The organism is Paenibacillus sp. UNC451MF, from assembly GCF_000686845.1.
Taxonomy (GTDB): domain Bacteria; phylum Bacillota; class Bacilli; order Paenibacillales; family NBRC-103111; genus Paenibacillus_S.
This window is the reverse complement of the sequence record NZ_JMLS01000029.1, coordinates 1-21475: the sequence shown is the minus strand read 5'-3', so window position 1 is coordinate 21475 and position 21475 is coordinate 1. Positions and strand designations below refer to the sequence as shown.

The following is a 21475-nucleotide window of genomic DNA, read 5'->3' as shown; positions in this document are numbered from 1 at the left end:
AGTTTTAGCACTCGTTTCACTTGAGTGCTAACTCCTCCTTTTATATACCATATCCTAATTTTTAATGTCAACCTCTTATTCCAAAAGTCGGAATATTATATTGGTAAATTTAAGCGTTCCCCCGTTCGACAATCCGGGTCAATTTGCTCCATTAATTTTTCCCATACATAAACCATAGTTGTACAATTTGCTTCCATGTCTATCGACGCTCCTTTGATATAGGGGTATTAATTAATTTGTAGGTGTTATTCAGAAACCACACTGACCAGGCAACCCAAATCGTCAAATAGATACTTTTTGCCATCGTTAATGACAATTTGACCAATCTTGTCATAAGGCTTACTTTCCATCATCAATACCATAATGAAAATGTTTAGATCATTCGGTTTTAGCTTGGTTTTCATGCCTTGTTCTCCTTAGAAGATTTCAATTGCGGCTACTAGGTTTGCCACTTGGCGATAGATATCATATCGAAAAAACATCATCGATTAAGCTTCCCCGCTAGTTCTTCCGGAGGCTTCGCAAAGCGCGGCTACGCGCTGCCGGAGTGGAAGAACTGGATCAGTCAAGGGGCAAACTGGAATACCGACCGTAGGGAGGATATGCCGGGAAAACCCTTGAATGATTCAGCGGGTATGATAGCATTGCAAAGGGTGGCAAAAGCCAACCAATGCCGCACGCTTCCGGGGACCGGAAGCGAACCTTCTTCTTCAGCATTTCTTTCATAAAGGCTTCGGAACGCAAGGACCGATCAGAAGTCCAATGGAATGCTACCGGGTCTTAGGCGCTTTGCGCCTTAGAACCGGTCAGTCGCTTGGACTTCCGGGCCGGACGAGCTAGGGGATCCGATTGATGTTATAGTTTTTAAATGGGGTTAAAGACATTGACGAGTAAGGTTAAGTAGTGATAGTGATATAGTTTGACTACAAAATCCGGAAGCACTGGTTGAAGAAGGTTCTGTGTGGGACAAACCCATTCGGGACCTTTTTTCGTTTCAAAGTAATAAGAAGGGAGGAAAAATCATGGGTACACTCGTTCAGTGTACATCCTGCAATCATCAGGGGGCGGTCGGAACTGGAAGAAAGTTGATATAGTATGGCGCAATTTGTCAAACGCTAAACAATAACTGACTTCATTCGACAGTGTACTTACGTCCTATTTAGGTATATGTAATCATTTATCTTGTAAACTATTTTTCTAACATTTTATTTATGGTATATTCTAGCAGGGATAAATCAAATTTATTACAATTTTGGGATTGTAAGGAAGTTGGTTTATTTTCAAAAGTTAGTATGTCAATAATAATTGACTTCTAACTTAATTATTCATAATTTTATTTAAGGAGAGGATTAATTTGAAAAAAGGAAATTCTATGTTCAAAAAAACGTGCTCACTTCTCGCCATTTCGGTACTAACATTTAGTTTAAGTGTGCCAACCTTTGCAGCAAAAGATAATTCACCAGAATTAAAAGGAACTTGGTCGAGAGGGGAAGTAACCCAAGATCCTATCGCAACGTTCAAAGGCTATAAAACTGATGAAGCTGGAAATAAAACTGTGTTGGATGTTTCTCCATTTACTGGGAATAATATTATTTCTTCAGCGACAGCGAAAGGTATGAAAGGTGCGAACGGTGAAGTCGGTACTTACAACTATTGGGATGGTGTTTATTATTACGAATATATCCCTAACAGTTATGTAATGGATTACGGTTTTAAAGATGATTATCACTATAATGTTGGTCATACACAAGCTTACAACGGTACCGGAGGTACTGCAAAACTAAGTTACTCACAAGCATCGGCCGTTACTTCACAGTGGTCAGTTACCGCTCAAGTTAGCTCTACTGCAGAAATAAAAGCTAATTATTTACAAAAGCTAGGTCTTACTTTTGGAGGTTCGTATACCTCAAGTAATACTACCACTTCTACTTCTACAATCCTTTACCAAATTGACGTGTCTCCTGGAAAAACAGGTTATATTGACGCTGCTTTGCCAGGTGCCTATTCAAATGGGACTGCAAGTTATAAAGAATATTTGTATTTTTCGGCCACAGGAACGTTTACTTCTACCGGGAATACAGTCACAAATTCGAATGAAGGCGGATGGTCTCCTTTAGCTAATTCCAGTACATCCGTTTTGAATTTCACCTCGGGAGAGTATTGATGTTATAATAAGGTAAGTAAATACACTAATGGAATGAATTTGATGTAAAACATCATATTCATTCCATTAGTGTTACTTATATTAAACTGGAGGCTTGCAATGAGAATAATCCGGTATCCCATTATTATTTTAGCAATAATCCTTACGCTAACTGCCTGCAATACTAAAAGCACTGATAAGAAGAACACACAAGATGTTCTTTCCTACGATCAATACGTAAAAGTAGTGAATTCTATACAAGACAAATTACAATTTTCAAGTGCTCCAATGAAGCTAACCGATTCGACACTGAAAAATCCGACCATTATTATAACTAATAAAGAGATGACTTTTGGTAAAAAGGAAAATTTAACTTTACGTAATGATTTCAAGGATTCAACGCAGTATTTTTTAACTTACGAAGATGTTAAAAATGGGTATAAGCTGATTACAGGATGGATTTATACCGATGTTAATCAGGGAAATAACCTGCTTTATTTCAAGCCAGATGTTCAAGGGAATACAGGAGACTTTAATTCGATCCTTTCATATAAAAACATCCTGATTCATGTACAGCTTACACGTTTAGCATCCTCAAGCATTTCTTCCGAGGATATTGTGAAAGAACATGAAGCTGTTCTCAAAGATATTGTACATTTTCTAGAAACGACAGATCCTACTCCTACTGAAAATCCCCGCGGTTGAATCCAAGGGGATTTTTGTTACCCAAAGGCGAAGTCCGTTTGCGCTTTTGACCTTGATCTGGTCCTTGACGAGAAAGGGCGCCATCGCTGATCCAGCGCTCTTTATCTTTCTATTATTAATATTGATGAAAAGGTAACATGAATATTAAGTTTATCGAAGCTGGCAAGAATCTAAAAGACAAATATCAGCCTGCGCTTCATGACTTTCATTCCTTCGCATCAGTTGTAAGTAAATCGTTTGACAATATCCTCAATAATTTCCATCTGATTGCCGGTGCGTACTTGTTCGATCATCCGAATAAATAGTAAGGATATAAGTTCTTCTAAACGCATATGAAATGATCGATCAACAAGGACCGATCAGAAGCCCAATGGAATGCTACCGGGTCTTAGGCATTTTGCGCCTTAGAGCCGGTCAGTCGCTTGGACTTCCGGTCCGGACGAGCTAGGGGATCCGACAATGCTATTTTCTTTAGGAACTGCCTTATTAACTAAGATTTGAATAAGGAGCTAAATCTAGCTTATCACCTAGCTTGTTTTCTGCTGCCTCTTGGATCTCATCTATCATTCCCGAGCATCCATGTGCTTTATATATTTTCCAGTTAGAATTCATCACGTCCAGCAATGTTTTAAGCTGTCCCTCATTGAAATGGTTTAATTTCCGTGAGACTAGCTCGAATCGCGAATAGGCATCTTGGTAACTGCCGGATTTTGAGAAATAATTAATGACCATATCCAAATAGTCATCCATCTTATTTACCTGCTCTGCAAGTTCTTCGAATTTCTGAAGAGCTAAATGATTAAAAGGGCGGGCACGAAAGTATTGTTTTACACTAACAAGATGATCCCCTGGATCCCCACTAAGGAACCATGAACGGACATAACGTGATGATGGGGCTCCCTTAATCTCTGTTTCTATCTGTTTCTGTAAATCAGCATCAAGAAGGTTGAATAGCCGCGGAGATTGATTAAACAAATTAATCAACTTATCTAGCTGTTCTTTATCCAGTGAAACCTGACTATAGTACGCTGGGTCATTCGTCAAACACTGAATGACTAAATCAGGGTAAGCTCTATTAATTAATTCAATCGCTAGGGCATTTACATCCCTATTTTCCTCACATTCCTGATCATTCAATTTATATGTGAACTTCCAAAGCTTCTTAAATAAACTGACTACTGCAAAAGAAATGGCTGGATTTATGTTAGATCTTTACGATGGCGAGAAAGTTGTTGGAATTGTGAATGGAGAAACGTACGACTTCGAATTAAAAGATCCGATTTATCCGTATGTGGCGAGGACAAGAATCTAGCTTTTGAAAATCCTAGCTTTGCTGTATCTGTTCTTTTACCCAGTCTAGCTCAATATTCTCGGATTCATCTTCGATCCATTCGTTTTGTTTTAACGATATATGTGGGCTGCAAGAACTATATACGTATCTCTTGAAAGAACTCCCAGCCGGGAGTTCTTTTTTTAATGGTATTTCAATAATTACTTTCTATCATTGTAAGTATTAATGTGTATTTGTTTGCTACTCAATAAAAAAGCAAAACTTTTATAAAGGCTTACCGGGTGAAGCAGAACTATATTTTGTCCTTAGTAACTTCATCAAACGCTTGATTCACAATATTATGAATGCCAACAATCCATCTATACCTTAATAAGATGACGGCAAAAACAATGACCATCGGGAACATGAACATTGCAATTGAATTGTAATGCACAGTTTGTATCCCCTGAAGGAGCGATAGCGGCCGGAGGGGGATACCTCACCGTCTGAGCTGTCATTTTGACAAAGCAGTAATGGCAGCATCGACCCCTTGCAGACCAAACTCCATATTTTCATATTGGGTGTTATGGCCTGATGCAGGCTTACCGGCAAACGCCGGCTGTCCCATAAATACGCGCACACCATTCGTAGGCTCAGGATGATTAGTTTCATTATTCCATGTCTTACGAATCGACACGCTGATCGTGTTTGAAACGGACTCCCATTTCTATCATATCTTGAACTCTTCCTACGAAATAACTTACAAAAGCTCCAAGCAGCAATTTCAGGAAATCCTTGAGAGCATGTCGTTTCGTGAAAAATAATAGGCGGTACACAAAATAACGCGGTCAGGGCGACAAAGCCCTTTCCGCGCTAATCAACTTTGAAGCTGGCTGAAACAAACAGCCAGCTATTTCTATTTAAGCATACGAAGCAGCAAAGTAATGGCTTCCGCACGCGTCGTATGGTCGTTCGGAGCGAACTTCCCATTCTCTCTTCCCTTCACGAAGCCCTTCTGCTGTGCAGAAGCAGCATAGCCCTTGGCCCAAGCCGGAATATCGGTCGCATCCGAGAACAAACTGTCTACCGCTCCAGGTGAAGCTGAGGGAAGCTTGAAGGCTTTGGCTGCCATAGTAATCATCTCTGCTCGGCTTACCTGTACATTGGACCGGAACGTTCCGTCCTCGTATCCATTTACGATGCCATTCTGTTCTGCCCATGATACCGCTTGAGCAGCCCATGCAGGGATTACAGCCGCATCGGTAAAATGGATTGCTGACGCCCCTTGCTGTACGTTGTCCTGTTCAAGTGTCTGCATGAGCATCACTACGAATTGTGCGCGCGTCACCGGTTCATCAGGTCGGAACGTGCCGTCCTCGAACCCGCTCACGATCCCACAGCCTGAAGCTTCGGTTACTTCTCGCTCTGCCCAATGTCCCTGCATATCGGCAAAATGTGTAGATAACGCTGTTAAACAACGCTGAGAACTCCCGCCTGGGGGCTTCACAGGCTGCTTCGGCTCCTCCAATGGTTTCGGAACTTCTTGAGGAGGCACAATGGCTCCCGAGGAAGAACCGGAAGAGCCTCCCCTCGTACTCGAAGGAGATGCACGATGAATGACAACTGTGTACAGCAGCTTGGTCTTTTGATCCGGTGCGGTCACTATGATTTCAATTGCATTGCTCCCTACTTCCAGAGGAATCGTTTCTGATGCTTGCCCATTGGCAGCCACCTTGCCATTTAAGGTTACTTGTGCTTTCGGATCATAGACCGAAGCCGTCACGGTCGTGTTGAATGCCCCGTAGCCGACATACATGTTATAAGCTGTAATTCCTTTGTCAAAAGAAGGGGTTAACTCCCCCGCCGATAACGAAAGACCGGTAAGGCTAACATTCGAACTCGGCTGTCGATGGACATCTATAATGTAGGACTGCTTACTGACTCCATCTTGCGCAGTTACAGTTACTGTAATTGCATTGGACCCTACCTGCAGCTCAATCGGCTGAGATGGCCGACCACTTGCTACCGCTCGGCCGTTGACGGTCAAGGTTGCGGTGCGGTCATACACGGATGCTGTCACCGTTGCACTTGTCGTTCCATGCTCCACTGTCTTCTCGTAGTGGACGATACCACTGTTGAATACAGGGGTTAAGTCACCTACAGAGAGCTCCAGCCCATTTAGTATCACATTCGAGCTCGGCTTCCGGTTTACATCTACCCTGTACGATTGTGTTGTAATACCGTCTTGAGCCGTAACAATCACCACAACCGGATTGCTTCCCACCTTAAGCTCCAGTGATATTATACCATTATTTTCCATAAATGAGGTGCCATTGATCTGAATTGAGGCTTCTGCGCTGGAAGCCTTTGCCCTTACCATTACGGAATAAACATCATTCGTAACGGTTGCCGTATAATCCGTAACCCCTTCGCTAAAGTTCGGGGTTAGAATCGCAGGGCTCACACTTAGGTCACTTAAACTCACTTCACTTGAATAGCCTCTGGAAACCGTGACCGTATACGGTTGAACGGTTATCCCATCCTGAGCCGTAACCTGGATCGTGAACGTTTGGATTCCGACTTGAAGGATTATTGGATTAGCTACAGACTGACCGTCTTGTAAAATTTGTACAGATGCATTCGCATCCGTTGGGACAGCCGTAATCGCAGTGCTCGCCATGTCATACGGAACCTGGGCCGTATATCGATAGGTCGTACCTGTTACCGTTTCGTTCAAGGTAATGCCGCTTAGTTCTAACGTACGAAGTCCTGCATTATCCGAGACAACGGTAAAACGGTGCTCCGTGGACACCGCACTCTCATTGCTTGCGGCATCGGTCGCCTGTGCTTGAACCGAGTGTTCGCCTACAGTAAGTCCGACGACAGGGATGTAGCTCCAGCCGCCGCTGCTGTCTGCTTTCACATCAGCCGCTATGGCCCCATCCACATATACGCTTACCGTTACGCTAGCTTCCGAGGTTCCTGAAATGACCGGTTTCATTTGATTCGTTATGCTTCCGTCCGTTGGCTGGAGAACGACAGGGACTTGAGGTGATACTGTATCCACAGTAAAGAAAACTTCGGTCGACGCCGGACTGACATTGCCCGCCGCATCCGTCGCTTGAGTCTTCACGGAATGTACGCCCTCGCTCAATACCGTGCTAGGCGTAAATCCCCAGTTCCCGCTCCCATCGGCCGTAGCTGAAGAATCCGCACCTCCATCCCAAGTAATGCGGATGGAGGCATTGGCTTCTGCTCGGCCTCGAACGGCAGGCAGCCCTGTATTCAGAATCGCTCCTTCTAGCGGAGCTTCAATCACAGGTGCCGGAGGAGCTTGCGTGTCTATCGTCCACACAACCTCGATGGACGCCGGGCTAACATTGCCGGCCGCGTCCTTGGCCACAGCTTGAATCGTATGAGCCCCGTCGGTGAGTGCCCCAATCGGTGTATACATCCACTTGCCGGTGCCGTCAGCCATCCCGATCCCCGCATGACTGCCGTCCAAGCTTATCTCAACCTCCGCACCCGCTTCGGCTGTACCGGAGATTACAGGTTTGTTATCTCCATGGATGATCCCATTCGCCGGTGTTAGAACTACGGGCGCCAACGGTGCTTGTGTATCCACCGTCCAAGTGACTGACGTCGATACCGCACTAATATTGCCCGCTTCATCAGTTGCCGTAGCAGTCATCCTGTGAAATCCATCCGCTAAAGAAGATGGCAATGCATACGTCCATTCCCCGTCTACATCGGCCATTATCGTCCCGACCGAAAGCGTATCTGCATATAGCCTAACCGTGGAACGGGCTTCCGCCGTTCCGTCAATGATCGGTTTAGCATTGCCCAGCACAGCTCCCTGCTCTGGAGTCAGGATGACCGGCGCAGCCGGTGCCGCAGTATCAATCGTCATGACGAGATTAGCAGCAGACTTGCTAATATTTCCAGCCGCATCCATAGCGACAACGGTTATCCTGTACACGGAGTCGGCTAATACGGAAGATACTGTGTAGGACCACTGTCCACTGGCATCGGCAGTTACCGGCAGCTTTGCGTTGTCATCGATGGATAGCTTGATCACCGCCCCTGCTTCTGCCGTGCCTTGAATTACAGGCTTGTTATTGTTGGTTACCGTCCCTTGTTCCGGTGAGATAACAACAGGAGTTGGCGGTGCCGTACGGTCGATTTGCACCAATGCCGTTGATACTGCCCCTACATTACCGGCCTTATCGATCGATCTCGCACTAATCGTGGTCTGTCCTTCAGCAGTAATAGATAACACACTGCTATAAGTCGTCCAATTCAAAGTACTTGCACCCGATAAGCTGTATTCGGTCCGGTTCACACCGGAACCGCCGCTATCCGTTCCTGCCGTTATGGTAACGGGTACAGCTGCAGCCGACGTCCAGCCGATTGTTTCCGGTGTCACTACCGGAGCCGTCGGGGCCGTCCGATCGATCGATATGACTACTGTCTGAACCGTACTCATGTTGTTGGCCTTATCTACCGTTCTCGCACTGATTGTTGTCTGTCCTTCCGCTGATATGGATAACTCTGCAGTATAAATCGTCCAGCCTGCTGTTGTAGCTCCGCTCAGACTGTATTCCACCCTTTGTACTCCTGAACCGCTAGCGTCTGCTCCAGCCGTTATCGCGACGGGTATGCTAGACACTGATGTCCAACCAGCAGTTGCTGCTATGGCTGGAGCCGTCGGGGCCGTTTTATCTATGAATACGTTACCTGAAGCAACGGCACTGGTGTTCCCGGCATTGTCTATTGTTCTTGCTGTAATCGTTGTTTGACCCTCTGCTGAAACGACGAACGCTCCGGTGTAGGTACTCCAGCTTAAATTCGTAGCCCCCGATAAGCTATACTCGGTACGGGTTACCCCGGAGCCTCCGGTGTCCGTTCCTGCAGTTAATGCAACGTTCACGTTCGCTGACGTCCATGTCGTAACGGACGGTGTTACGGTTGGTGCCGTTGGTTCTGTCCGATCTATTTTGACCACCGTAGAGGCCGTGCTGCTTACATTCCCCGCATTGTCTACGGTTCGGGCCGTTACAGTTGTCTGTCCTTCCTTATTGATCACGACAGGTACCGTATACGTCGTCCAGCCCAATATGGTCGCTCCGCTTAAGCTGTACTCCGTTCGGTTAACTCCGGATGCGTTATCCGCCCCTCCTGTTATCGTAGCTTGGACATTTGCACCTTTCGACCATGCCGTTGTCGCAGGACTCACTGTAGGTGTGGTCGGCAGCGTCTTATCCAGCTTGACCACCGCCGTCCCTATTATGCTAATATTGCCTGCAATATCTATTGTTCGAGCATCAATAGTCGTTTGACCTTCGGCATTAATCGTAATCGCTCCGCTATAGGTCGTCCAGCCTGACGTCGTCACCCCTGATAACTTATACTCCGTCCTGCTCACCCCTGAAGCATCATCCGTGCCTGGAGTAACCGTAACTGAGACGTCTGATTTACTCCAAGCTGTGGTTGCAGGAGCGACAGTTGGTGCTGTCGGCAATGTTTTATCCATATAAATGTCTGCTGTGCTTTCGGTACTGATATTGCCTACATTGTCCACGGTTCTGGATTTGACCGTTGTTTGTCCCTCAGTAGCAATGGTTACGGTTCCCGTGTAGGTTGTCCAATCCAGCGTCGTGGCTCCCGACAAGCTGAATTCCAGTCGGTTCACTCCCGAACCGCCGGTATCCGTTGCCCCCGCTAGCGTGAACGTGACATTAGCATTGGTCCAGGAAGCAGATGACCGGTTAATAACAGGGGCTGTCGGTGGACTCCGATCAATTTTGACAACAGCTGTTGCTAGAGTGCTTGTATTTCCGGCATTGTCCACTGTCCTTGCACTTATGGTGGTTTGGCCGGAATTGGTGATGGTAATCGTAGAACCATTCGTATACGGAGTCCACTCCTGCACTGTTGCCCCTGACAAGCTGTATTCTGTTCGAGTGACACCGGATTCCGCATCCGTTCCCTGTGCAATGGTCAAATTAACGTCAGAAGCCTTCCAATCGGCTTGGGCTCCGGAAATGACAGGCGCAGTCGGAGGTGTAAAATCAAATGTCAGCTTATAGACTGCAGAATTGTTAGTATAATCCAAATCGTTGTAGCCACCCATGATATATACATCATTTCCTATCAGCATCAAACTCGAATTGATCAAGTAATTCGGATTCGGCTTGTCCTGTGTCCAAGTATTCGTATCTGGATCGTACAGGTAAAAATTATAATTGCCCATGACCAACACCTTGCCGTTAGGCAGCGTCACCTGATTATGTCTAAAAAATATATCCCTATCCGAAAAAGGCAAGCTTGCCATTTTAGTCCATGTATTGTTTGAAGGATCGTATATATAAGTATTAAAAGAATAAACATATCCGCTCAGTCCCCCTGTCACCAACACACGGCCGTCTTTGAGCGTGCTTTGTGCGGCACCATACAATCCGATTGGACTAGGAGCCGCTTCATCCCATCGATTGGCTGTTGGACTGTATATGTAAGCATTATTGTATAATGTACTGCTCCCGGGAGAATAAATCTCATTGGCTCCCCCCACAACGAGCACTCTACCATCCAACAGCGTACTTTGGGTGTGGCCCAGAGAGTCATGAGGTAAACTCGCCGCATTGGTCCAGGTGTTCGAGCCGGTATTGTATATCCGTGCAAGGTTATTATAGGTATACCCGACTCCGCTTGTGAAATTGTTCCCACCGGTTACTAGCACCTTGCCATCCTGAAGCTTGGATTGGATATGAAAAGCCAGGTTCAATGGAGGAGCGTAAGAGGACCACGTCTGACTAACCGTATTGAATACGTAGGAGTGCTGTGGATACTTGAATTTACTTGCATCCTCTCCTCCGGTCAGTAAAATCTCTTGACCTGAGAGCGTGCTAGCCGAAGCACCCGGCAGCACTTCAGGCAAATTAGCGGAAGTCGGCAGCTGCTCTATCATCACGGCTGCATGAGCCATCCGATCCCAGCCTGCAAGCCAACAAACGACAAAAACCGCGAGCAAGAACAGTCCGCGCAGCATTTTTTGTATCAACTGGTTATTCCTCCTTATACATCAGAGCGACAAGCCGCTCAATCGACTTACGAATGGTACTATAGTACCAAAACCATTTTCTATTGGATATTAACTTAAGTTAACTACACACAAAAAAAAGCACCCCTTGCCAAAGCACAATGGGATGCCTAGAACTGCTTGAATCTATCAGACTACTATTGTACTGCGCAGTAACGTATTCATGCTGAGCAGCTCAAGAAACTTTTGCCCTCTTACACGTTAACTTCTTGGATGCGTATATCGTATCTTTTACTTAAATCAACGAACTCCTCATTGACCTTGACTAATGGAGTCTCTCTGCTGTGAGGATTCAAATACACAACCTCTCCCTCTCTCCCATCTGATAAAGAAACCGTCTCGCCGATCAATCGGTTTATCATATTATCAAGAAACACGGATACGATGTTCGGATCAAGCTCCCCGAATAGCCCGGTTCTCATACGACTTACAATTTCATGGAATGGGATTGGATCGTGGTAGGGCCGTTTGGATGACATAGCGTGAAATATATCGGCAACCGCTACGATTTTACTGAAATAATCGACCTGGTTATGCTTAAGGCCCAAAGGATAACCTTTGCCGTCATTGCGCTCATGATGCTGTAACGCTACAAGTGGAATGCGTCGATTTAGGCCTTCTGTATTTTTCAGAAGTTCGTAACCGTAAATCGTATGCTTTTTAATAAGCTCATACTCTTCCTTTGTCAGTTTGCCTGGTTTATTCAAAATATCAATCGGCACATTCACTTTACCGACGTCATGCAATGTAGCAGCCAGCGATAGCGTAGATAGATCCGGCTCCGGCAGTTTTAACCATTTTCCTATTAATGTAGATAAGATCCCGACCCCAATATTGTGCTGGTACGTATACTCATCCGTCGCCCTTACGACCTGGAACAGACGAAAAATATTGGAATGCTCCGATACCTGCTGAATGACTGGGAGAAGCTCCTCTTGTATTTCTATCAGCGGGATCTTATTCGATTTTCCGATCGATTGAAACAGCTCCTCGGAGGTTTGGACCGCTTTGTCAACAGAATGCTTGTATACATCCTCAACTTCGGATACGAGAATTATGGATAGGGGATCAACGTTATGATTTCTCAATAACTCAACATGAAGATCAATCAGTGTGGTTCCCGCAGGTACGAGGGTCATCCCATACGAGTTGGTAATGTCATTTTTCACTTTTCTCCCGAGATATCTATCCATGCATTTCCTCCCATACCGCCGTATTATTAGTTGACCAGCACCTTGCTAATGGCCTCCAATACCCGCTCTTTTTGGAACGGCTTAACAATGAAGTCTTTTGCACCGGCCTTAATAGCGTTAACCACCATTCCCTGCTGCCCCATTGCGGAGCACATAATCACTTTGGCGTACGGGTCATGCTTTTTGATTTCGGTCAGAGCCTCAATTCCATCCATCTCAGGCATCGTGATGTCCATCGTCACCAGATCCGGCTTTACCTTTTTATACATTTGAACCGCTTCTTCACCATTGGCTGCTTCTCCTGCAATCTCAAAACCGCTCGAGCTCAGCATATCCTTTAACATTTGTCTCATAAAAGCTGCGTCGTCAACTACCATAATTTTCGTCATAAGCTCATTCTGCGCTCCTTGTTTGCTTGATTACCATACTTGTTGGTGTACATTTTCTTATCTGCGATCTTTATTAAATCATCCAAGCCTATACCTTCATTCGGATACACCGCATACCCTGCGGATACAGTAACCGTCATGGGAACAAGACCAGACAGTGCTTGCAATTCATGGTGCAGATAGCTTTGCTGCTCTTGCATTCTCGCTTCGTCCGTACAGGGAAGAAGGATCAGGAATTCATCGCCACCCCATCGAACCACATAATCCGATTTTCTAAAAATGCTTTTGAGCGTATTCGCAATAAGCTGCAGCACCCGATCACCCATAGCATGATCATGCTGATCGTTAATTGATTTGAAGTTATTTACATCTATGAGAAAAAGAATCAGCTGCTGCCCTTTTCTATCCGATATGCTTTTTAGCTTCGGGAACTTGTCCATGACGAAACGGCGGGTGTAGCATTCCGTCAATAAATCCTTTTCGGACAAATACTTGATCTTGTCGTACTGCTTGCCGAGCCACCAGCCACAAAACAAGTAGAAAGCCGAAACCGTAACATGAATCACATCCAATAAACCATGAAATATGTAGTTATATACAATTAACCCCAACGAGCTGATCATGACGATGAGGAGAGATACGATACGTCCCGTATATTTCATTTCTTATGGCAGCCCCTTGCTCATTTTAGGTCATTAGCCCCACCTATTGTACACCATTTCCATTGCCTGTTTACTTAAGAATTGTTAATAATTGGTCTAATTGCTCTCTAGGAGCTGAACATAAGTAAATAGATAAAAAAACCAACCCTCGGACCTTCTGAGAGGTCGATTGTTGCCCTAGTTTTTGTTCTGCTGGCTCTATCATTTATTCCTTGTAAAGGAGATTATATTTTTGTATTAATATAACCGTCGTTATTACTGACAAAAGCACTTCCACACTATCAATGGAGAAAAGTCCTTGCTGTATAAAAATGCTGGTGCATAAACCCAACCCTATAACCGCAATATAGGTCGCAGCCTTGTAAGCCCTGTGAAACCAACGGCTCTCGGAAAAGCTCCATTCCAGCAAAGTTACGGTTAATACCGTTAAGCTTTGCAGCAGCAAACCTATGCTTGAGATAGTTTGAATAGTAGAACCCCTATCAAAAAGCACCGTGTAGGCGGATATATAGGCCTGGAATATAGATAGCAGCATCAGCATGATCATCGTTTGGCGGTAGCGTTTATGCATGGTGGTCCTCCTATAACCGTACAGAATAGAATGAGAGGATGTTCTACTTTTCTTTTTCAGAGGATAGCATGGTCCTTATGGCAAGGTAAAATCCCTCTACCTGAGTATGACTTGGGAGTCCTGATACCTGACCGTCCCCTACTTCGATAATGATCCAGTCCCCGCTTGCCTTCTTGGCAATGTCTATTGTAAAAAAATTACTTTTTATATACTTCCGGCTTCATCATCCATCCACAGTACACAATGGTTTCCTTAGTTTCGGCATTGGAGATACGCTTTAAGGCCTTAGATAGATTTCCTTCCAGTAAGCTTTCCAATGAAAAGAGCTCCACTTCTATGCCTAATTCGACTGCAGCCTTATATTCCATCTCATAATCCGGATCAACCCGCTTATCGTTTAACGGATCCGAGCAAAACAATACTCTCATTGTTGGTGGCACCTCACTTTGATCATAACTAGTTCTAGTTATCGTACCACATTTTGGTAAGCTTTGAGATGTGCCATATTGGATAAAACGATTCTCCCCGGTGGGTGAATCTTAAACGAGAGGCCGTATCGGCTCCCGCTCTCATTTCGTTGGTAAAGTAAGCATTCATGAGTCCTGCATGCTGATTCCTTCATTTTCTTTAATATCCGCGATTCTCTTTTTACCCCATTCGTACATCATTTCGACAATCGGCAGCAGCGTCTTTCCAAGCTCCGTTATGGAATATTCGACTTTCGGGGGCACCTCGGGAATGACTTCCCTGTGCACGATCCCGTCGTCCATCAATTCTTTTAGTTGACTTGTAAGCATTTTATGTGTGATTTTGGGAAACAAGCGCTGAAGCTCGCTGAACCGGCGGGTCCCCTCCGTACCCAAATGCCACAGAATGACAATCTTCCACTTTCCGCTGATCATGGCTAGGGTCAATTCTTTCTCGCAGTTAAAATCTCCGTTCTTGATCTTATCTAGTATTTCTTGCCTGAGGTCCGACATGATTCTCTCCCACGCTTTCAAGTTACTTTTTTGGTACCACCGCACAAAAAAGTGCATTCTTCTTTAATCTCTCCATAAGGGTTAAGATGTATTTTGTCTTAATCAATCCATTTCATAGAGAGGTGCTTTACCATGTTCATGCTCATTAATAGCTTGATATAGAGGATAAACGCTTCTTAGAGACAATGAGATGAAGCCAGGTAAGGGAAATCAAATTATACCAGAAAAGCTTTTTATTAAAAAACATTATCCGGAGGGCATAATACTATGGAACTGCAATTAGCGTTGGACTTGGTTAACATTCCGCAAGCGAAAGAACTGGTGAAGGAAGTTGAGCCTTACATCGATATCGTAGAAATCGGCACACCCGTTGTTATAAATGAAGGACTCAAGGCTGTAAAAGAAATCAAAGAAGCATTTCCTCATTTGAAAGTACTGGCGGATCTAAAAGTCATGGATGCAGCTGGTTACGAAGTCATGAAAGCATCCGAAGCAGGCGCGGACATTATCACTATTCTTGGAGCTGCGGAAGATATGACGATCAAGGGTGCCGTAGAAGAAGCCAAAAAGCAAGGCAAAAAAATTCTGATCGACATGATCAGCGTGAAGGATCTGGCACAGCGAGCAAAAGAAGTCGATGCGTTCGGCGTAGACTACATCTGCGTTCACACAGGCTATGATCTTCAAGCAGTCGGGAAAAACTCCTTTGAAGATTTGCTGACCATTAAAAGCGTCGTCAAAAATGCGAAAACAGCTGTCGCTGGTGGCATTAAATTAAGCACGCTGCCGGAAGTCATTAAAGCGCAGCCGGATCTAGTCATTGTAGGCGGCGGAATTACAGGTGAAGAAAATAAACAAGCCGTTGCAGCTGAAATGCAAAAGCTGATCAAACAAGGTTAATGTCTATGATGCAGACAGCGCCTTATTTAGACACCATAAGCAAAGAATTAAGCCGCTCAGTCGACTTGATCTCTGAAGAACAGGTGGAGCAATTGGCGGATCGCATCCTTCGATCGAAAAAAGTATTTGTTGCGGGCGCTGGCCGATCCGGTTTGATGGTACGGGCCTTCGCCATGCGGATGATGCAAATGGGAATCGAAGCGTATGTCGTAGGAGAAACAGTCACCCCGAACATGGAAACCGAGGATATGTTAATTATCGGATCCGGCTCTGGGGAAACTAGAAGCTTGGTCCCAATGGCCGAAAAAGCTAAAGGCTTAGGCGGATCCGTCGCCGTTGTAACCATTTTTCCAGAATCCACTCTTGGAACAATAGCAGCGCTTGCCGTGAAACTGCCTGGCGCACCGAAGGATCAATCCAGTAATATCGCCCAAACCATTCAACCGATGGGTGCATTATTTGAGCAAACCCTATTAATATACTTCGACGCCGTTATCCTAAAAATTATGGAAAAGCAAGGCTTGAACTCTGGTACCATGTTTGGCCGTCACGCCAATCTGGAGTAGAAAGTGGCCCTCACAAATTATTGTGAGGGCTGTTTGTTTTGTTAGAATATAGCCCCAGCAAGCAACATGATTATGGTAAAATCGTCATGTTCAACCGACTCTTTTTTGCGGCCCAATCATGTACATATCGTATTTATCCCCACGTCGTTCTATAATAGATGAATATAACTTTTTATTTTAATAGCAAGGAGCTTTGCTATGAGTTTGTTTTCTACCTTAAACGATGAGCAATGGTTACAGCTGCTTGAACAAGTAGCAGGAACTTTTAATGAAGTCACCCTGAGCCGAGGGTTTAATTATTTTAAACAGCAGCGCGTAGTCAGACTGGTCGCTTCTGAGGACCGGGTTATTCAAGCATGGGTGACTGGCTCGGAAGAGTACAAGGTTACACTGCATTTAAATCATTTTAAGTCTAACTCTTGTAACTGTCCGGTCCAAACCAACTGCAAGCATCAAGCAGCCGTTATGATGGAGCTTGCCGACAGGCTGGGCTATCCTGCCTCCCAGATTGTGAACGCCAAGCATCACCTTAAACGGATCACACCTTCCCCAGAAACGTCGCTTAATCAGTTGCCGAGCATGAAGATTTCAGGCTGGCATGATGTTATGAAACAATATACATCCCGTGTTACACCGTCTTATGATCTCGGAATGTATTCAGACGCACTGAGAAATCAGCTGCAAACAATTCGTAAAGACTCTATAAATTTCTCTGATATGGACCGAATCTTTTTCGAGCTGCATCAAGAGCTATTTATTTTGCGAAAAATGAAAGAGCACTCGGCTCAAAACAGCGTTAATTATTACACTTCTTTTGCTTTGTACCGTTTGTCAGATAAAATTCAGGACTGGCTGCAGCATCAATCCGCCTTAGTCGATTTCTCTCTCCATGCAGAACGTCTTGAAGAAACATTAGATTATTTAAGACAGCAAATGCTGGATGAAACCAATCATAAGTATTTGGATTTCGGACTATATACAGCACTATGGGAGCATGGAATAGCTCATTCCCCCGAACTAGGGCATTGGGTGACTCAAGAGATTACGGAATTAGAGAAGCAAACGTCCGATTCCCAATCGGCTTCTCTGTTAGCGGCTAAGGCTTACTTATATCTATATCAATCCAAAAATAAAAAGGCATGGGAGACTTTACAAGAAAGCAACTCATTACTAAAAGCACCGGCGAGTCTCTTCTTCCCTTTCTTGAATCGTATTATGGATTCTCACAATTGGGATGAGCTAGTGGACTGGTTAATAAAGACCGCTAATTGTTTCTACGGTCAAAAAAACAAAGAGCTTGATGCCTATATGGGCTATTGGAAAGCAGCCATTTCCCATGTTCCGGAAGCGGAAAACCATTTATGGACTGCTCTAGAAGGGATGCTGCCTCATTCTATCCCGATTATGGAAGATGTGCTGTACGAACAGCGGAGATGGAAGCCTTGGCTTGAGCTGCAAATTATCCAGGGACATGATCCCCACTCCCATAAGGTCAGCGTTCTACAGCCGATTGAGAAAGAAGCTCCTGAGCTTCTTCTCCCGTTCTATCATCAAGCCATAGAGCAATATGTCTCCCTTAAAAATCGCCACGATTACAAACTAGCAGTCAAGCTTTTGAAGCGATTGGATAAGGTGTACAAAAAAATGAAGCAGGTCGAGCGGTGGGACCGATTCTTTGCTGGGTTTATAGAACGGCATAGCCGATTGAGGGCGCTGCAAGAGGAAATGAAGAAAGGAAAGCTATTGGAATGATCACACAATGGTATGACATGACTTTGCACGTCATTTTAACAGACAGCGGGGATGCCTTGCTATGGGGGCAGCAGAATGGACATGACGTTCCCGGCGACAAATTCCGGAAGTTATTGTTTGCTTGGCACGAGCCTTCCTACTACGGAACTACTCTAGAGCTGCAACAGGCTGGTGAGCTGACGGTAACGGTTCTCCCTGCTGAAATGGTGCTTCCCTTCTTCGCTGAGCCGAATTTCATCGACATCATCCGGTGGGAAAGTGGAAATGAAGCGGTTAATGGATTGCTTAAAGCCGCTCCCCTTCTACTCAAAGAAGCAATTGAAGGCCATTATGTGCCTAGCTACAGCTCTTTTCGCAGTGGAAAGCTGCAGTGGACTTGGGTGTCTGGATCTGAAACATTGGAAACGCTGGATTGGGATTCATTAAAAAGTCTCGACGTCTCAGAGGAGGAGCTGTCAGGTCTTCGTTCCGCGTTTTCCGCGACGGTAACAAGACAGCACTATGGTAGCGAGGCCGCCATGTCCGATCTTAGAAGGGATTATCCCGCGTTGTTTAAAGGGCGTGAGTCCGCAGCATCCGCTTCGGCTGGCGCTTTTACGGAGGAAGAGTGGCTTGCATCCTTGGGCTGGAAGCCGGATATGGCACCCTTTCGCCCTGCTTTGCAGCTTCTGGAGCCAGACGAAGAGCAGTACGATTGGCGCCTCCGGCTGGTGCTGCAGGATAAGAACGATAATACCGTGCTTGTGCCCATCCGCCTGGCTGCGGATGGGCAAGCATTCGGAACATGGACCAGCGAGTGGAGCCCTTATATCCGGGAGCGTTCTCCCGGATGGACGGCAAGGCTGGCCGCGGCACTTCCAAGCGCTAATAATGGCGGTGAGCTCTTTGCTGAGCCGCTGAGTGATGAAGCCGCTTGGCGATTTCTAACCACAGACAGCCGCGAATTGCTGAGCGACGGCTGGAATGTTATGCTTCCCGGCTGGTGGGAAGCTGCTTCAAAGCGCAAGCCTCGGCTGCGCGCGCAAGTCACGTCCGAGGCTGGCGGCAAAAGCCAGTCGCTCTTCGGGCTCAATGCCCTTGTCGACTTCGACTGGCGCATTGCCATCGGCAACTCGGATTTGAATGAAGCCGAATTCGCCGAGCTGCTGAGCCGCAAAGAACGGCTTATCCGCTTCCGTGGCGAATGGGTCTACTTGGACCCTGCCCTGCTGGAACAGATCCGAAGACTAATGGAAAGCATGAATCCGGAAGAAGGCTTATCCCTACAGGATGTTCTTCAGCTGCACCTGTTAAGCGAGCTGGAGCAGGAGAAGCCTTCAGCTGAAGGGCGACGGAGTACAGAGATAGATGATGAGAACGAGGAAGAACGGATCAAGCTGGAGGTTGAACTGAACTCCCATCTATTAGCGCTGCTCCGTCAGCTCGGACAGCCTACTGAGTTAAAGGAGCTTGCCGTCCCCAATGGTCTGCGGGCAGAGCTGCGCGGCTATCAACGCGAAGGCTTCACATGGTTAAGTTTTCTTAGAAAGCTTGGGCTCGGTGCCTGTTTAGCGGATGACATGGGGCTCGGTAAAACCGTTCAGTTCATCACCTATTTGCTTCACCACAAAGAAGAGTCCGAATCGCCAGCTCTGCTCATTTGCCCAATATCTGTGCTGGGTAATTGGCAGAAGGAAATTGCCCGCTTTGCTCCTGATTTAAAGGTGTGGGTGCATTATGGGAAAGGAAGGTTAAACGGTGAGGCGTTTCATACTGTACTACAGGATACGGACATTGTACTCACCTCTTATACGACGGCTCTTCTGGATCAAGAGACACTACGGGATATCCAATGGAGCTCTCTCGGTCTGGATGAAGCGCAGAACATCAAGAACGCGCAAAACAAACAATCTGCCGCTGTCCGTTCCCTGAAAGCGCGGCACCGTATCGCATTGACAGGAACACCGATTGAGAATCGCTTATCAGAGCTGTGGTCGATCTACGATTTTCTCAATCCCGGTTATTTGGGAAACTCACGCGGCTTTCAGCATCGATTTGCCAATCCTATCGAAAAGCATCATGACGAGGAACGGACCCTACAGCTGCAAAAGCTGGTCAAACCTTTTATGCTGCGCCGTAAAAAGAAGGATCCTGCAATCCAGCTGGATCTGCCGGATAAGCTGGAGATGAAGGTGTATATCAACCTCACCGCTGAGCAAGGAGCTCTATACGAGCAAGCGGTCAAAGATCTGATGGACCGTATGAAGAATTTGGAGGGTATTGAAAGAAAGGGAGCCATCCTTGGTGCCTTGACCCGTCTCAAGCAGCTATGTGACCATCCCGTGCTGTTGACCAAGGAAGATGCGTTGTCCGAGGAAGTGCTTCTGTCTGAGGAGCGGCGAGAATCGTTCATCACACGGTCCGCAAAGCTGGAACGGCTTGTCGCCATGGTTGATGAGCTCCGGGACGAAGGGGATTCCTGCCTGATTTTTACCCAGTATGTAGGCATGGGACGCATGCTAGCCGACGTGCTAGGGAAGCATCGAAATGAGCCCGTTCTGTATTTGAACGGCAGCACATCCAAGGCTGATCGCGACAAAATGATCGATACGTTCCAGGCACCAGACGGATCGGGCCCCGGCATCTTTATTTTGTCGTTGAAAGCCGGTGGTGTCGGCCTCAACCTGACGGCGGCCAACCATGTATTTCATTTCGACCGCTGGTGGAACCCTGCCGTGGAGAATCAGGCTACCGACCGTGCCTATCGGATGGGGCAAAAACGCAACGTGCAAGTGCATAAATTCATATCCCTCGGCACTCTGGAGGAGAAAATCGACGAGATGCTGGAGAGCAAAATGAGCCTGAGTGAGAACGTGATCTCTACTTCAGAGAATTGGATTACAGAGCTATCCAATGATGAGCTTCGCGATTTGTTCACGCTTCGTCAATCGTGGTGATCTGAATTGATTTGAATAAAGGATATTACAAATCCATCCTGGTCTTTTGTTGACCAGGATGGATTTTATTTTGATCATTCTTGCGGGTTTGTAGCTAAAGAAAAAAACACCCACAAAGTGAGTGTTTTTTGATTTGCTTGGCGACGTTCTACTCTCCCAGGACCCTGCGGTCCAAGTACCATCGACGCTGGAAGGCTTAACGTTCGTGTTCGGTATGGGTACGCGTGGTTCCCTTCCGCCATCATCACCAAACGGGATTTTTCGAAGCTTTGCTTCTTCGAAATCGCTGCGAGAAAATATCCATCCTTA

19 protein-coding genes, 1 rRNA gene and 1 pseudogene are annotated in these 21475 nt (G+C 45.9%); 8 read left to right on the top strand and 13 right to left on the bottom strand.

The genetic code is table 11. From position 1 onward, the window contains the following. Nucleotides 1–245: 245 nt before the first annotated feature. The gene (locus BP97_RS40355; protein ID WP_156043320.1) at nucleotides 246–404 is read right to left on the bottom strand and encodes a hypothetical protein; all 159 of its coding nucleotides are present in this window, start codon (nucleotides 402–404) and stop codon (nucleotides 246–248) included. 950 nt (nucleotides 405–1354) lie between these two features. Between BP97_RS40355 and BP97_RS0125555 the strand changes: the two genes are divergently transcribed. From BP97_RS0125555 to BP97_RS40350, 3 genes are all read left to right on the top strand, one after another. After that, complete coding sequence (locus BP97_RS0125555; protein WP_028551672.1) at nucleotides 1355–2164, top strand: hypothetical protein; 810 nt, start codon at nucleotides 1355–1357, stop codon at nucleotides 2162–2164. A 99-nt stretch (nucleotides 2165–2263) separates the two neighbouring features. Further along, entirely contained in the window at nucleotides 2264–2848 is a 585-nt protein-coding gene (locus tag BP97_RS0125550; protein ID WP_028551671.1) for a hypothetical protein, read from the top strand. A 137-nt stretch (nucleotides 2849–2985) separates the two neighbouring features. Beyond that, entirely contained in the window at nucleotides 2986–3153 is a 168-nt protein-coding gene (locus BP97_RS40350) for a hypothetical protein (RefSeq protein ID WP_156043318.1), read from the top strand. A 181-nt stretch (nucleotides 3154–3334) separates the two neighbouring features. On the opposite strand, the gene BP97_RS0125540 is transcribed toward BP97_RS40350, so the two are convergent. Beyond that, nucleotides 3335–3985: a hypothetical protein gene (locus BP97_RS0125540; protein ID WP_028551670.1), complete on the bottom strand. Its 651-nt coding sequence runs from the start codon at nucleotides 3983–3985 to the stop codon at nucleotides 3335–3337. A 31-nt stretch (nucleotides 3986–4016) separates the two neighbouring features. On the opposite strand from BP97_RS0125540, the pseudogene BP97_RS41160 reads away from it, so the two are divergent. Next, a pseudogene (locus BP97_RS41160) lies at nucleotides 4017–4160 on the top strand (SDR family NAD(P)-dependent oxidoreductase); the annotation flags it as partial. A 271-nt stretch (nucleotides 4161–4431) separates the two neighbouring features. On the opposite strand, the gene BP97_RS40345 reads toward BP97_RS41160, so the two are convergent. The 10 genes from BP97_RS40345 to BP97_RS0125495 form a co-directional block, all read right to left on the bottom strand. Beyond that, a complete protein-coding gene (locus tag BP97_RS40345) occupies nucleotides 4432–4572 on the bottom strand; it encodes a hypothetical protein (protein ID WP_156043316.1) in 141 nt (46 codons plus the stop codon). Between the two features lie 60 nt (nucleotides 4573–4632). Beyond that, nucleotides 4633–4815 (bottom strand): hypothetical protein, encoded by a 183-nt coding sequence (locus tag BP97_RS41155; protein ID WP_028551669.1) that lies wholly within the window; start codon nucleotides 4813–4815, stop codon nucleotides 4633–4635. Nucleotides 4816–5034: 219 nt separating this feature from the next. Then, nucleotides 5035–11178, bottom strand: coding sequence for an OmpL47-type beta-barrel domain-containing protein (locus BP97_RS0125525; RefSeq protein WP_231506418.1), 6144 nt, complete (start codon nucleotides 11176–11178; stop codon nucleotides 5035–5037). A 233-nt stretch (nucleotides 11179–11411) separates the two neighbouring features. Next, on the bottom strand, nucleotides 11412–12410 hold the full coding sequence (locus BP97_RS0125520) for an HD-GYP domain-containing protein (protein ID WP_028551667.1): 999 nt from the start codon (nucleotides 12408–12410) through the stop codon (nucleotides 11412–11414). 26 nt (nucleotides 12411–12436) lie between these two features. Then, nucleotides 12437–12799, bottom strand: a complete 363-nt coding sequence (locus tag BP97_RS0125515; RefSeq protein WP_028551666.1) for a response regulator — start codon at nucleotides 12797–12799, stop codon at nucleotides 12437–12439. Beyond that, nucleotides 12796–13461 carry a GGDEF domain-containing protein gene (locus tag BP97_RS37395; RefSeq protein ID WP_051620962.1) on the bottom strand — a complete coding sequence of 222 codons (666 nt, stop codon included), beginning with the start codon at nucleotides 13459–13461 and terminating at the stop codon, nucleotides 12796–12798. The genes BP97_RS0125515 and BP97_RS37395 overlap by 4 nt, the downstream gene beginning before the upstream one ends. 205 nt (nucleotides 13462–13666) lie before the next feature. Continuing rightward, nucleotides 13667–14032, bottom strand: coding sequence for a hypothetical protein (locus BP97_RS0125505; RefSeq protein ID WP_028551665.1), 366 nt, complete (start codon nucleotides 14030–14032; stop codon nucleotides 13667–13669). Nucleotides 14033–14075: 43 nt separating this feature from the next. After that, nucleotides 14076–14213 (bottom strand): ATP-grasp domain-containing protein, encoded by a 138-nt coding sequence (locus BP97_RS40760; protein WP_331281324.1) that lies wholly within the window; start codon nucleotides 14211–14213, stop codon nucleotides 14076–14078. A gap of 16 nt (nucleotides 14214–14229) precedes the next feature. Next, nucleotides 14230–14460, bottom strand: coding sequence for a hypothetical protein (locus BP97_RS0125500; protein ID WP_028551664.1), 231 nt, complete (start codon nucleotides 14458–14460; stop codon nucleotides 14230–14232). 165 nt (nucleotides 14461–14625) lie between these two features. Beyond that, the gene (locus BP97_RS0125495) at nucleotides 14626–15012 is read right to left on the bottom strand and encodes a winged helix-turn-helix transcriptional regulator (protein ID WP_028551663.1); all 387 of its coding nucleotides are present in this window, start codon (nucleotides 15010–15012) and stop codon (nucleotides 14626–14628) included. Between the two features lie 267 nt (nucleotides 15013–15279). Between BP97_RS0125495 and hxlA the strand changes: the two genes are divergently transcribed. The 4 genes from hxlA (at nucleotide 15280) to BP97_RS0125475 (ending at nucleotide 21166) form a co-directional block, all read left to right on the top strand. Further along, complete coding sequence (gene hxlA, locus BP97_RS0125490; RefSeq protein WP_028551662.1) at nucleotides 15280–15912, top strand: 3-hexulose-6-phosphate synthase; 633 nt, start codon at nucleotides 15280–15282, stop codon at nucleotides 15910–15912. Nucleotides 15913–15920: 8 nt separating this feature from the next. Further along, nucleotides 15921–16478: a 6-phospho-3-hexuloisomerase gene (gene hxlB / locus BP97_RS0125485; RefSeq protein ID WP_028551661.1), complete on the top strand. Its 558-nt coding sequence runs from the start codon at nucleotides 15921–15923 to the stop codon at nucleotides 16476–16478. Between the two features lie 198 nt (nucleotides 16479–16676). Next, on the top strand, nucleotides 16677–18230 hold the full coding sequence (locus tag BP97_RS39100; protein WP_051620961.1) for an SWIM zinc finger family protein: 1554 nt from the start codon (nucleotides 16677–16679) through the stop codon (nucleotides 18228–18230). Beyond that, nucleotides 18227–21166: a DEAD/DEAH box helicase gene (locus BP97_RS0125475; protein ID WP_036746526.1), complete on the top strand. Its 2940-nt coding sequence runs from the start codon at nucleotides 18227–18229 to the stop codon at nucleotides 21164–21166. The genes BP97_RS39100 and BP97_RS0125475 overlap by 4 nt, the downstream gene beginning before the upstream one ends. A gap of 135 nt (nucleotides 21167–21301) precedes the next feature. Here BP97_RS0125475 and rrf read toward each other — a convergent pair. Beyond that, a 5S ribosomal RNA gene (rrf, locus tag BP97_RS0125470) occupies nucleotides 21302–21418 on the bottom strand. Between the last annotated feature and the right edge of the window lie 57 nt (nucleotides 21419–21475).